The organism is Arthrobacter sp. zg-Y895, from assembly GCF_020731025.1.
Lineage (GTDB): Bacteria > Actinomycetota > Actinomycetes > Actinomycetales > Micrococcaceae > Arthrobacter_B.
In genome coordinates, this window is record NZ_JAJFZY010000001.1 from 295,499 (window position 1) to 307,515 (window position 12,017).

Consider the following 12,017-nt stretch of genomic DNA (forward strand, 5'->3'; position numbering starts at 1 on the left):
CTCGCAGTGAACGGACTCACCTCCCTCATGCCCCGTGATACCGCGTTACCGGCGGGCACAAAGTAGCCTTATAAGGTGAGTACAAATCCAACCCGAGTCTTTATTGCGCGCCTGCTCGGCCTTGACGTCTTCGACCCGCTGGGTGACCGTCTCGGCCGGCTGCGCGATGCGGTCGTGCTGGACCGCGGGCCGGGCCTCCCGCCCCAGGCCGTGGGCATCGTGGTGGAGGTTCCCGGCAAGAAGCGGGTGTTCGTCCCCCTCACCCGCATCACGTCCATGGACCCCGGGCAGATAATCTGCACCGGCCTGGTCAACCTGCGCCGCTTCGAACAGCGCGGAGCAGAGATGCTGGTGGTCGCCGAACTCTTCGATCGCCGGGTACAGATGCGCGACGGCAGCGGCGAAGCCACCATCGAAGACATCGCCATTGAGCAGAACCGCGCCGGCGACTGGTACGTCTCCAACCTCTTCGTCCGCCGCGGCGGTTCGGCCTCCCGGCTGCGGTCCCTGCGCCGGCGCGGAGAACAGATAATCCTGGACTGGAAGGACATTGCCCACTGGGACGCCACCGGCCCGCAGGCCGCCACGTCCTTCGTCGCCCAGAACGACGACCTCAAGGCAGCCGACTTTGCCGACGCCCTGCATGAGATGAGCGGCAAACGCCGGATTGAAGTGGCCAGCGAACTGCAGGACGAACGGCTCGCAGACGTCCTGCAGGAACTTCCCGACGACGACCAGGTCCAGATCCTGCAGTCCCTGGACGTGGAGCGCGCCGCAGACGTGCTGGAGGAAATGGACCCCGACGACGCCGCGGACCTCCTTAACGAACTGCCCGAAGAGCAGAAGGAAGAACTCCTCGCCCTGATGGAGCCCGAGGACGCCCGCGACGTCCGACGCCTGCTGAACTACGAGGAAGACACCGCCGGGTCGCTGATGACTCCCGTGCCGGTCATCCTTCCGCCCGAGGCCACCGTGGCGGAGGCGCTGGCACATGTGCGCCGCGAAGAGCTCACCCCCGCCCTTGCCTCTTCCATCTACGTCTGCCGGCCGCCGCTGGAAACACCCACCGGAAAGTACCTCGGTGTTGTGCACATCCAGCAGCTGCTGCGCTCGGCACCGCCCGAGGCTCTGGGCAACATCCTGGATACGGACCTGGAACCGGTCCGCGACTACGCCACCATCAGCGAAGTATCGCGGATGCTGGCCACCTATAACTTGAACTCACTGCCGGTAATCAATGACGCCGGACGCCTGGTGGGTGCGGTCACGGTGGACGATGTGTTGGACCACCTGCTGCCGGACGACTGGCGCATCTCCGACGAAACCGGCCCCATAACGCAGCAGGGAAGGACAAATGGCTGAAAAGATCAAGTCAACAACCACCGGCCTCGACACTCCCCGCTCCGCACGGACCCGATGGCTGCCGCGGCTCTCCCCGAACCCCGACGCCTTCGGCCATGCCACGGAGAATTTCGCCCGGTTCATGGGCACCCCGCAGTTCCTGGTCTATATGACGGTCTTTTGCCTCGTCTGGCTGGCCTGGAACACCTGGGGACCGGAATCGGCCCGCTTTGACAGTGCCGCCCTGGGCTTCACCGTCCTGACGCTTATGCTCTCGCTGCAGGCCTCCTACGCCGCTCCCCTGCTGCTGCTGGCACAGAACCGGCAGGATGACCGGGACCGCGTCTCCGTCCGCCAGGACCGCGAACGCGCCGAGCGCAACCTGATGGATACCGAATACCTCACCCGGGAAATCGCCGAACTGCGGATTGCCCTGCGTGAGGTTGCCACCCGTGACTATGTCCGCTCCGAAATCCGCGGACTGCTGGAGGAACTCCTCGAGGCCAACGACGACCGTGAGGACGGCGGGACGCGCCGCCGCCGCCGCAGTGCGGACGGCACCGACAGCATGCCGAAATTGAATCCCGGCGGGAGGGAACGCTAAGGCCGTGCCAGTATCCGAACCAGCTTCCGCATTGGAAGCGCAGATACTCCGCGCCCTGGACACCGTCCAGGACCCGGAACTGCGTCGGCCCATCACAGAACTCGGGATGCTCAAGGACGTGCGGCTCGGTGCCGAGGGCGCAGTGGCAGTCGACGTGCTGCTGACGATTGCCGGCTGCCCGCTGCGGGACACCATCACTGCCGACGTCGAACGCGCGCTTGCCGCGGTCCCCGGAGTGAACACTGTGGACGTGTTCCTGGACGTTATGACTCCGGAGCAGCGCAACGCACTCAAGGACCGGCTGCGCGGCGGCGACCCGGTGCGGACCATCCCCTTCAACCGCCCCGATTCACTGACCCGCGTGTATGCCGTGGCCAGCGGCAAGGGCGGCGTGGGCAAGTCCAGCGTCACCGTCAACCTCGCGGCGGCCATGGCCTCGCTCGGCTTGCGGGTAGGCATTGTCGACGCCGATGTCCATGGGTTCTCCGTACCCGGCCTCCTCGGAATCACCCGGCCGCCCACCCGGGTGGACGAGATGATCCTGCCCCCGGTGGCCTACGGCATCAAGACCATCTCGATCGGCATGTTCGTGGACGGCAACCAGCCGGTGGCCTGGCGCGGACCCATGCTGCACCGTGCCCTGGAGCAGTTCCTGACCGACGTGTACTTCGGGGACCTGGATGTCCTCTTCCTGGACCTGCCTCCCGGAACCGGGGACATCGCCATTTCCGTGGGGCAGCTCCTGCCGGGGTCGGAGATCCTGCTGGTCACCACACCGCAGAGCGCCGCGGCTGACGTCGCCGAACGCGCCGGCAGCGTTGCGCGGCAGACCGGGCAGAAGGTCACCGGCGTGATCGAGAATATGTCCTGGCTTGCACTGCCCGGCGGCGAACGCCTGGAGGTCTTCGGCTCCGGCGGAGGTGCGGCGGTTTCCGGGCGGCTGGGCGACACCCTGGGCTATCCGGTTCCGCTGCTGGGCAGCATCCCGCTCGACGTTGCCCTCCGCGAGGGCGGCGACGGCGGCCTCCCGGTGGTGCTGGCCGACGCTGCCGCCACGGTGGCGGATACAGGTGCGGCAACTGCTGACGGCGCTGTCGACGCTGAGGGAAATCCCCTGGAGGGCGGAGAGACGGCCGCGGCCGAACTGCGGCGGATTGCCCGGGAGCTGGCACACCGGCCGCGCGGTCTGGCCGGCCGCAGCCTCGGGGTCAGCCCGGTCTAGGCAGCGGGGAACGGTCCGGCGGCAGCGCTTACGTTGCTTCGATGTCGAACGGCGCGGGCTGGTCCGCGGCAAGGCGTTCCAGCGGTTTCACCGCAGGCGGCCGGCTCGCTGCTGCGGGCGCGGCAGCAGCTGCCGGGGAAGCTGAGGCGGAAGCGGCCGCAGGTTGGGCGGCGGAAACCGGAGGGGCGGGCGCTGCGGACGGCCGTCCGCTCACCGCTTTGGCGGCGTCGTCGAAATCATCCAGCAACGCTTCCTTGATGATGCGCCGCGGGTCGTACTGCCGTGGATCCAGCTTCCGCCAGTCCACTTCGTCAATCTCGGGGCCCACTTCTTCGCGCAGTTGTTCACGGGCACCGGATGCCATCCGCCGCACTTCCCGCACCAGCCGGGCCAACTGCGAGGCGTATTCGGGCAGGCGTTCAGGACCCAGTATCACCACGGCGATTATTGCCAGAAGGATGAACTCGTAACCGTTGATTCCTACCACTCTTGAAGACTACCTTTTCCCGGGAGCGCGGAGCTACTCGCCGCTCCCCTAGAGGCTCCAGCCCGTACGCGTGAACATGGCAAGGCCCCGCACAATGCGCTCCATCGGCTCGGAATCGTCGCCGGTGCGGGCGAGGCGGGCGGATTCGAGCAGGGACAGCTCCTCCACCGCCCGGGGCAGCGATTTCTCCGGCTGGCTGGACTCGAAGGTGTAGGTGACGCTGCCGGCGGCCACGACCTTCTGGCCGGGATGCTCCGCCGAACCGAAGACTGCCGGGCCGGTCTGCGAACCCGCAACCGAGAACCCGTCTTCGGACACGGTCCGGCCGGTCATGGCGTTGATTACGGGTTGGCGATCCTCCCCCGGCAGCGGATGCTGTTCCACGAGCCTGAGTTGCTCTCCGTCAGCTGCGAAGGTCATTTCAACGGCGGGACGCCCCTGGACCCGGAGGGAGCGGGCGGACTCGAGTTTCAATCCCAGATCCGCCAGTTCCGGGCAGGTCCAGCCATGTGCACGGAGCAGCTGCAGCTGCTCGGCTTCGAGGTTCCCGCTTTGGGCCACTTCCTCCCAGCCGGCGGCCATGGCGGCCCGCGCACCGGTCTGCGCCGGAACCTCGAGGATGCTGCCCGCAAAATACGCGCCGCCAAGCAGCACCGCCCCGGCAGCTGCTACCGCCCCGGCTGCGGCCACGGCGTGGCTGCGCCGGTCAAGCGCCTTGGCCGGCGCCCCGGACTGACCCGCTTCGGATTCCGGACAGCCGGACTGCAATGCCGTCACGCGTCCTGCGATCCGGGCGGAAAGTTCCGGACCGGCCTCGGGTACTCGGAAGGAGCGCAGGCGGCTGCGCAGCCGGCGCTCCTCAGCGACGGCGGCACGGCACGAGGCACAGCGGGACAGGTGTGCGTCAATGGCCTGCTCGCGCTGCGGGGTTGTTTCGCCGTCGATGTAGTTCCGTAAATGCCGTTTGGGGTGTCGCACTATTCAGCTGGCTCCCGCGACTCGGGGCAGGTTGAGCAGTGGCCGGGTAACCGGCGGTACCTGCGGGTTCCGGTGTGCAAGCTTTTCCTTCAGCATCGCCCGGCCGCGGTGGATCCTGGACCGGACGGTGCCCAGTTTGACGTCCAATACGCGGGCAACTTCGTCGTAGGAAAGCCCCTCCAGATCACACAGGACAACCGCGGCGCGGAAGTCGGGCGGCAGCTCCTCCAGGGCGCGGGCAATGTCCACGTCAAGGTTATTGAATTCGAAGCTTCGCTCCGGGCCAGGGCCGTTGCTGGGCAGCCTGCTGGAGGTTTCCTCCGTCATGCCGTCAAAACGGATCCGGCTGCGCCGCCGGGCCTGGTCAAGGAAGAGGTTGGTGGTAATGCGGTGCAGCCAGCCATCGAGGGTGCCGGGCTGGAAGTTGGCCAGCGAGCGGAAAACCCGGACGAAGACTTCCTGGGTCAGGTCCTCGGCATCATGCTTGTTTCCGGTCAGCCGATAGGCCAGCCGGTATACCTTCGCCGAGTGCGCCTGGACCACTTCCTCCCAAGTGGGACGTACCCACTCCGCAGCCATGTCCGCGGCTGCTGTGTCCGGCGTCGTTGCCATAGTCTTCCTCCTTCCTTCCAACCTGCGTGCCGCCAGTTCAGTCCAGGGGTGCCGTCCCGGCGTGCCCGGGCAGTTCCCGTCGGGTCCAAGGAATCCGGGTGGGCCCAGGGTCGGCTGGAGGGCCGTTTATCACTGGTTAACAATGTTTACGCATCAATCTGGGAGTTGGCTGTTAGCACGCCTTTAGTACCGGGACAAGGCGGGCGCGGCAGTGCGTACCCGGTTCTGCCTCCGTTGGCCTTAAGCTTGTCTGAGCAGGAATTCCTCCGGACCGAAAGTGAAAAACCCATGCGCGCCGACAAGCAGACCAGTTGGTCCTACACGGAGGCCCTGCCTACCGAGGATGAGGTCCTGATCCGTGCGCGCGAACGGTCCTACGAGCTGGGCGTGAGCGCCGTTTCCAGTGGCGTGGGTGCGGCGTTGACCGTACTGGCCGCTGCCAGCAAGGCCACCACGGTAGTGGAAGTCGGCACCGGAGCCGGCGTTTCGGGTGTCTGCCTGCTGCGTGGCCTGGGCCGCAACGCGGTGCTGACCACCATAGATTCCGACGTCGACCACCTCCGTGCGGCCCGCGAGGCCTATGCGGAGGCCGGCATCCCGGGCAACCGGACCCGCACCATCTCCGGCCGGGCCGCCGAGGTGCTCCCCCGCCTCACGGACGCCGCATACGACATGGTGTTCATCGACGCAGACAAGCCCTCCTTCCCGCTCTACGTGAACCAGGCGGTGCGGCTGCTCAAGCGCGGCGGCCTGCTGGTGGTCAATGACGCACTGGACCACGGCAAGGTCGCGGATCCGGCTGTCCGCGAAGCCACCACCAACACCATGCGCAAGGTAGGCAAGGCCATCCGCGAGAACGAAGACCTCGCCTCCGCCCTGCTGCCCACCGGTGACGGCCTCCTGCTGGCCGTGAAAACCGCTTAGCCAACCTCACCAAAGCGGCCCGCACGCAGGGCTCCCAGGAAAGGTGCCACATGATCGAGATCCTTAACCCTGACGAGTTGTCCCGGGCAAAGCAGACGGGCGCCCTGGTTGCAGACATCCTGCAGTCGATCAAGGCCCGCAGCACGGTGGGAACCAACCTGTTGGACATCGACCGGTGGGCCAGGACCATGATCATCGAGGCCGGCGCCAAGTCCTGTTACGTCGACTACGCGCCGTCCTTCGGACGCGGGCCGTTTGGCCACTACATCTGCACGTCCGTCAACGATGCCGTGCTGCACGGACTTCCGCACGACTACGTCCTGGCCGACGGCGACCTGCTGACACTCGACCTGGCGGTCTCACTCAGGGGAATCGTTGCGGACTCGGCCATCAGTTTCATCATCGGCAACGCTCCCTCCCCGGAGAGCGCCGCGATGATCGCCGTGACCGAACGGGCACTTGCCGCAGGAATAGCGGCGGCCCGTCCCGGCGCCCGTATCGGGGATATTTCCTTTGCCATTGGAACGGTCCTCACTGATGCGGGATATCCGGTCAACACCGAATTCGGCGGGCACGGCGTCGGTTCCACGATGCACCAGGACCCGCACATCGCGAACTCCGGGCGGCCGGGCCGAGGCTACAAGCTGCGCCCCGGACTGCTGCTGGCCCTGGAACCGTGGGTCATGGCGGACACCGCGCAATTGGTGACCGACCCCGACGGCTGGACCCTGCGCAGTGCAACAGGCTGCCGGACGGCGCACAGCGAGCACACGATCGCCATCACCGGCGACGGGGCCGAGATCCTCACACTGCCGAAGTAGCGCACTGCCGATGTAGCGCACTGCCGATGTAGCGCACTGCCGAAGCAGCGGCGAAACCGCTCCTGTCAGGCGGTCCGGCCCAAGCCGGCAAGATAGGACAGCAGCAGACGCACGCCGAAGCCTGTCGCTCCCTTGGTGTGTTCCCGGCTGTCCTTATTGGCACGTGCCGGTCCGGCGATATCGATATGTGCCCACGGGACGCCGCCGGTGAATTTCTCGAGGAACAGGGCGGCAACAATCGCCCCGGCACCGAATTTCGCCTGCACCGGCGCTATGTGCGAAATGTCGGCGATGGCGGAGTCCAGCACAAAACCGTATTCCGCTACCAGCGGCAGCTGCCACACGGCGTCGCCGGAGGCCGTCCCGGCCGCCTCCAGCCGGGCCAGCAGCCCCGGTGCGTTGCCGAACAGCGCAGCGTGGTGCATGCCAAGCCCCAGGGCCGCCGCGCCGGTGAGGGTGGCGACGTCCACCAGCACGTCCGGGGCCAGCTCGGCCGCGGCGTAGGCCATCGCGTCGGCCAGGACCATCCGGCCCTCGGCATCGGTGTTGCCCACTTCGACGGTGGTCCCGTTGTAGGTGGTCACGACGTCGGCCGGCCGGTAGGAGGCTGCACCGATGGCGTTCTCAGCCAAAGCCAGCACCGCGGTGACCTTTACGGGAAGCTTCAACGCGGCTGCAGCCTCGGCCACGGCCAGGACTGCCGCCGCACCGGCCATGTCCGTCTTCATGGTCATCATGGCGTCCCGCGGCTTAAGCGAGATGCCGCCGGAATCGAAGGTAATGCCCTTGCCCACGAGGACAACGTGCGGCAGGTCCCCGCCGTCGGGCTGGTAACTGGCCTCGACCAGCCGCGGCGGATGCTCGGATCCGCCGCCCACGGCCAGCAGCCCGCCGAATCCATCGGCGCGCAGCTCGTTCTCGTCGCGGACCCGCACCAACAGCCCGCTGCGGCCGGCAATCACCCGTGCCTGTGCCGCCATCCAGTCCGGCGTGGCCGTCTCGGCAGGCGTGTTGGTCAGGTCGCGGGCCGTCCATACTGCCCGTGCGGTGACCGCGGCACGTTCGGCTGCCGCAGCATCGAGCCCGGTCAGTTCCAGGTGTGCCGCAATCGGTGCCGGAGGTTCGGTGATACCCGCACGCGGCGGCCGGTAGCCTCCGAGCAGGAAGCCCTCAAGGAAAGCTTCCTGGGCGGACGGTTCCAGCCCGTCCACCACGCTTCCGCGTACCCGCTTGGCGCCCATCGTGGCACGGGCCAGCGCGGCACCGGCACGCCGAAGCGCGGGCCCGGACTCGTCGCCGGCACCCACGTAGATCAGTTTTCCGGGCAGGTCCGGAGCATCGCGGGGCGGCTCGATCACAAGGATCTCCCCCGCCTTGCCCGTCACTTTGGCGCTGCGGGCCCGGACAGCGACGTCGGCGCCGTACCGAAGCGCCGCTTCGACGGCACCGCGCCGCGGCTGGGGAACCGGGTTTGCTGCCTCGTCGGCGTCTTCCCGACCGGAGCCGGCCGGCGCCGGCGTCATGGCCACGGCCAGGACATCCACGCCTTCATCCGGGACCGGATGCAGTCCGGTTCCGGACTCCGCTTCTCCAGTCCGTGCGTTCAACGCAGCCAGGGCAGTGACTCCCGGCAGCGATGCGGTGACATAGGGCGACGCCGGAACGGATCCGGTCCGGTCTGTTGGCTTCGGAGGCAGCTGCATAAATTAAAGGCTAGCCCGTAACGCCCAGAAGACAGTCTTTCAGCTTGCCTGCTTCTTCTACATTCAGCTCAACCACCAGGCGCCCGCCGCCGTCTATCGGCACCCGCAAAATGAGGCTGCGCCCCTCCTTTGTAACCTCCATGGGCCCGTCGCCCGTCCTTGGTTTCATCGCAGCCATTTCGAGATTCCCCTTTCACAGCGCCCGGTTTACCCGGATCACCTGTAATCCGCTGCCGATGGAAGTAAAATATCCGCCCGGCAATTGCTGTCATTATTCCGCACAAGTACCGGGCAAACGAAATTTCGTGTGTCGCGTGCCACAAATCAGGGTGGATAGTCCCCGCCGCCGGGCAACTGCGTCCACCGCCACAGCCATACCACCCAGACAATCTGCAGGACCGCGAAGGCGACAGCGACGGTCCCCCGGTAGGCCCTGGACCGGCTAAGCCAGGCTGTGGCAAGCGCCAGCGGAAACAGCGGCAGCAGAAGGCGGAACGTGCTGGTCTGCGGGTTCAGGAACACCAGCAGGTAAAGCAGATAGCTTGCACACCACAGCTGCAGCTCCAGCCCCAGCCTTCGGACCGGCGGAGACATCAGGTAGAGCGCGGCGCCCGCAACCAGTACCACCAGCGCCACGGGGCCGAACAGCGGCCCCAAAAGGTGCTGGGACATGGTGAGCCAGGGTTTGAAGGGAACGAGGTCACCGAAGCGCCAGGCACTCTCCGTATCCGTGTAGGCACGGATATCCCCGGTGGACACCCAGGCGATGACCGGCCAGGCCAGCGCGGAGAAGCCTGCTCCCGCAGCCAGGGCGGTGAGCCGCCACGCATCACCGGCAGGGAACGGCACCCGCCCGCGTCGCAGGAACCGCACAACGAGCACCAACCCGACCGCGAGCGCGAAGGGAACGCCCACCGGCCGGGAGAGGCACATCAGGGCCACCACCGGGATGGCGGTGAGGTAGCGACCGGCCAGGAAGAGGTACAGGGCTCCGGAAAGAAGCAGCAGGTTCAGTGACTCGGCGTAGGGGATCTGCAGGATCGGGGACACAGGGAAGACCGCCACGAAGAGCACTCCCCACATGGCGGTGCCTTTCCCGGCCCGCAGCCGGAAGAGCCGGTAAATGACGAGTGCTGCCGCAAAGCCCGCCACCGTGGCGGCCACGGGGGCCAGGACGTTCCAGCCCAGGCCGGTCACGGCGTCGAGCCCCCGCACCAGCAGCGGGAAAAGAGCGTAGAAGGCCCACTCGTTCTCCACGGCATTGCCCGCCGCATCCCGCGGCACGCTGTCCGGATAGCCGTCGGAGAAAATCCGGAAATACCACTCGGCGTCCCAGATGTTGATGAAGTCCCAGTACGACGGCGATGCGTCCCACCACGGACCTGCCGGCTGGAACCGGGCGGTGGCGGCGAGCACGGCATAGGAAAAGAGGCGGGCCGCCAGCCACAAGGCAAGGACCTGGAGGTACCACGGCCACCGCTGGACGGCGGCAGCGGCACGGCTCGGCACCGTCTTTGCCCGTTTCACGGAGGACCTTTGAGCTGGTTCAGTTTCCATGACGCACCCAGCAGGTTCCGAGGTGGTCATTGACGTAGCCGGTGGCCTGCATCATCGCGTAGGCGGTGATCGGTCCGACAAACCGGAAACCCCGTTTTTTCAGGTCCTTGGCCAGCGCCGCGGACTCCGCCGTGGCGGACGGGACGTCGGCCAGTGTCTGCGGCGCGGGCCGGTCGACCGGAGCACGGTACCGGTCCAGCAGGGTGCCGAGGCTTTCATGCTCCGGCAGCTTCATCAGTGCACGGGCGTTGTTGATCACGGCATCGATTTTGGCGGCGTTGCGCACGATGCCCGCATCGGACAGCAGCCGTGCCCGGTCGGCGTCGTCAAAGGCCGCCACGGCCTGCGGGTCGAAACCGGCGAACGCGGCGCGGAAGGCCTCGCGCTTGCGCAGGATGGTGATCCAACTGAGGCCGGATTGGAAGGCTTCCAGGCTCAGGCGCTCGAAGAGGGCAGCCTCGCCCTCCACGGCACGCCCCCATTCCGTGTCGTGATAGTGCTGGTAGTCCTCGCTGGCCAGTGCCCAGCCGCAGCGCAGCCGCCCGTCCGCACCCGGCACGGCAGTCAATTCCCTTCTCCGTCAGGGAGGTTGCTCCGGTCCGCTGCTTCGAGCGTGCGGATCCGGGCATCGCGTTCTTCGAGTGCTTCGGCGAACCGGTCCAGGACCGTATCCACCTGGTCCATGCGGTAGCCGCGCAGGGCCACGGAGAACCGCACCCGGGAAACGTCGCCGGCAACAGGGTGCTCAGGCAGCAACACGGGCGGCAGCCGGGGATCCGGCTCCGGCAGGCCCCCTGCGGCCGCCGGCATGCTGTTGGCGGATCCCGGGCGCAGCCGGCCGATGCCGAATACGGTGGCCAGGCCCAGCACGGCGATGGCGAGGAAGACCAAGAGGAATGTCACAGGACCATGGTGCCAGATGGTGCGCGTCCCGGGCGGGGGCCCGACCGGCTAGGGGGAAACGTGTCCTGCACTGTCCGCGATCATCAGCCGTACCGCTTCCGCCGGGTCATCCACTACGTGCAGGAGCTTGAGGTCTCCCTCTGAGACCATGCCCTCCGCCAGCAGCGTTTCCCGGATCCAGCCGAGCAGCGGATTCCAGAACTCCGTGCCGATCAGCACGATCGGGAAGGAAGTCACCTTCTGCGTCTGGACCAGGGTCATGGCCTCGAAAAGCTCATCCAGGGTGCCGAACCCGCCCGGCAGGACAATGAAGCCCTGCGCGTACTTGACGAACATCGTCTTGCGCACGAAGAAGTACCGGAAGTTGACCCCCAGATCCACCCACTCGTTCAGGCCGGTCTCGAAGGGAAGTTCTATCCCGAGGCCTACGGACAGGCCATCCGCCCCCACGGCCCCCTTGTTGGCGGCTTCCATGGAGCCGGGCCCTCCCCCGGTGATCACCGCGAGGCCCGCTTCAGCCAGCAGCCTGCCAACCTCTTCACCAAGCTTGTAATAGCGCGATCCCGGAACGCTGCGGGCAGAACCGAACACGCTCACGGCAGGCCCCAGCTCGGACAGCGTGCCGAAGCCCTCCACGAATTCGCTCTGGATCCGCAGCACCCGCCAGGGGTCGGTATGCGTGAAATGGGTGGCGTCCGCCGAATCCAGCAGGAAACGGTCCGACTGCGGGGTCAGGGCAGCGCCCCGGCGCAGCTCCACCGGGCCCCGCTTGCGCGGACGCTCGGACATGGGACGTGAGGCATCGCTGATAGGCATGCCTCTAGGCTAACGGTGATGGCGCCGCTGGCAACGCGGCCGGCTCCAT

General features: G+C 67.0%; 14 protein-coding genes. 5 read left to right on the forward strand and 9 right to left on the reverse strand.

Features of this window, described 5'->3' with window-relative positions:
- Window positions 1-75 precede the first annotated feature (75 nt).
- Genes LJ760_RS01290 through LJ760_RS01300 form a run of 3 tightly spaced genes read left to right on the forward strand, consistent with a single transcriptional unit; the run spans window position 76 to window position 3,167 of the window.
- On the forward strand, window positions 76-1,362 hold the full coding sequence (locus tag LJ760_RS01290; RefSeq protein ID WP_227918426.1) for a magnesium transporter: 1,287 nt from the start codon (window positions 76-78) through the stop codon (window positions 1,360-1,362).
- Window positions 1,355-1,945: a DUF1003 domain-containing protein gene (locus LJ760_RS01295; RefSeq protein ID WP_227918428.1), complete on the forward strand. Its 591-nt coding sequence runs from the start codon at window positions 1,355-1,357 to the stop codon at window positions 1,943-1,945. The genes LJ760_RS01290 and LJ760_RS01295 overlap by 8 nt, the downstream gene beginning before the upstream one ends.
- 4 nt (window positions 1,946-1,949) lie before the next feature.
- A complete protein-coding gene (locus LJ760_RS01300; protein WP_227918431.1) occupies window positions 1,950-3,167 on the forward strand; it encodes an Mrp/NBP35 family ATP-binding protein in 1,218 nt (405 codons plus the stop codon).
- A gap of 28 nt (window positions 3,168-3,195) precedes the next feature.
- Here LJ760_RS01300 and LJ760_RS01305 read toward each other — a convergent pair whose 3' ends face one another.
- From LJ760_RS01305 to sigE, 3 genes are read right to left on the reverse strand one after another with little or no spacing between them, the layout of a single operon-like run.
- A complete protein-coding gene (locus tag LJ760_RS01305; RefSeq protein ID WP_227918433.1) occupies window positions 3,196-3,654 on the reverse strand; it encodes a Sec-independent protein translocase TatB in 459 nt (152 codons plus the stop codon).
- 48 nt (window positions 3,655-3,702) lie between these two features.
- Entirely contained in the window at window positions 3,703-4,632 is a 930-nt protein-coding gene (locus LJ760_RS01310; protein WP_227918435.1) for an anti-sigma factor family protein, read from the reverse strand.
- A gap of 3 nt (window positions 4,633-4,635) precedes the next feature.
- Window positions 4,636-5,244, reverse strand: coding sequence for an RNA polymerase sigma factor SigE (sigE, locus tag LJ760_RS01315; RefSeq protein ID WP_227918437.1), 609 nt, complete (start codon window positions 5,242-5,244; stop codon window positions 4,636-4,638).
- A gap of 288 nt (window positions 5,245-5,532) precedes the next feature.
- Between sigE and LJ760_RS01320 the strand changes: the two genes are divergently transcribed.
- Together LJ760_RS01320 and map are read left to right on the forward strand one after the other, a co-directional pair.
- Window positions 5,533-6,168: an O-methyltransferase gene (locus LJ760_RS01320; protein ID WP_227918438.1), complete on the forward strand. Its 636-nt coding sequence runs from the start codon at window positions 5,533-5,535 to the stop codon at window positions 6,166-6,168.
- 50 nt (window positions 6,169-6,218) lie between these two features.
- Window positions 6,219-6,989, forward strand: coding sequence for a type I methionyl aminopeptidase (gene map, locus LJ760_RS01325; protein WP_227918439.1), 771 nt, complete (start codon window positions 6,219-6,221; stop codon window positions 6,987-6,989).
- A 65-nt stretch (window positions 6,990-7,054) separates the two neighbouring features.
- Here the strand turns inward: map and LJ760_RS01330 are convergent, their stop codons facing one another.
- The 6 genes from LJ760_RS01330 to LJ760_RS01355 all read right to left on the reverse strand — a co-directional run bounded on the left by LJ760_RS01330 (window position 7,055) and on the right by LJ760_RS01355 (window position 11,968).
- A complete protein-coding gene (locus tag LJ760_RS01330) occupies window positions 7,055-8,692 on the reverse strand; it encodes a leucyl aminopeptidase family protein (RefSeq protein ID WP_227918440.1) in 1,638 nt (545 codons plus the stop codon).
- A 10-nt stretch (window positions 8,693-8,702) separates the two neighbouring features.
- Window positions 8,703-8,870, reverse strand: coding sequence for a DUF3117 domain-containing protein (locus LJ760_RS01335; RefSeq protein ID WP_146361313.1), 168 nt, complete (start codon window positions 8,868-8,870; stop codon window positions 8,703-8,705).
- Between the two features lie 146 nt (window positions 8,871-9,016).
- Window positions 9,017-10,219 (reverse strand): hypothetical protein, encoded by a 1,203-nt coding sequence (locus tag LJ760_RS01340; protein ID WP_227918442.1) that lies wholly within the window; start codon window positions 10,217-10,219, stop codon window positions 9,017-9,019.
- 19 nt (window positions 10,220-10,238) lie between these two features.
- Window positions 10,239-10,808: a DNA-3-methyladenine glycosylase I gene (locus tag LJ760_RS01345; RefSeq protein ID WP_227918557.1), complete on the reverse strand. Its 570-nt coding sequence runs from the start codon at window positions 10,806-10,808 to the stop codon at window positions 10,239-10,241.
- 5 nt (window positions 10,809-10,813) lie between these two features.
- Window positions 10,814-11,152, reverse strand: coding sequence for a DivIVA domain-containing protein (locus tag LJ760_RS01350; RefSeq protein WP_227918444.1), 339 nt, complete (start codon window positions 11,150-11,152; stop codon window positions 10,814-10,816).
- A 48-nt stretch (window positions 11,153-11,200) separates the two neighbouring features.
- Window positions 11,201-11,968 (reverse strand): TIGR00730 family Rossman fold protein, encoded by a 768-nt coding sequence (locus LJ760_RS01355; protein WP_227918447.1) that lies wholly within the window; start codon window positions 11,966-11,968, stop codon window positions 11,201-11,203.
- Between the last annotated feature and the right edge of the window lie 49 nt (window positions 11,969-12,017).

Bases quoted from the DNA above. Each gene is read 5' to 3' on its own strand.
- LJ760_RS01330 (WP_227918440.1), bottom strand. From the start codon at position 8,692: ATGCAGCTGCCTCCGAAGCCAACAGACCGGACCGGATCCGTTCCGGCG.
- LJ760_RS01295 (WP_227918428.1), top strand. From the start codon at position 1,355: ATGGCTGAAAAGATCAAGTCAACAACCACCGGCCTCGACACTCCCCGC.
- map (WP_227918439.1), top strand. From the start codon at position 6,219: ATGATCGAGATCCTTAACCCTGACGAGTTGTCCCGGGCAAAGCAGACG.
- LJ760_RS01335 (WP_146361313.1), bottom strand. From the start codon at position 8,870: ATGGCTGCGATGAAACCAAGGACGGGCGACGGGCCCATGGAGGTTACA.
- LJ760_RS01320 (WP_227918438.1), top strand. From the start codon at position 5,533: ATGCGCGCCGACAAGCAGACCAGTTGGTCCTACACGGAGGCCCTGCCT.
- sigE (WP_227918437.1), bottom strand. From the start codon at position 5,244: ATGGCAACGACGCCGGACACAGCAGCCGCGGACATGGCTGCGGAGTGG.
- LJ760_RS01355 (WP_227918447.1), bottom strand. From the start codon at position 11,968: ATGCCTATCAGCGATGCCTCACGTCCCATGTCCGAGCGTCCGCGCAAG.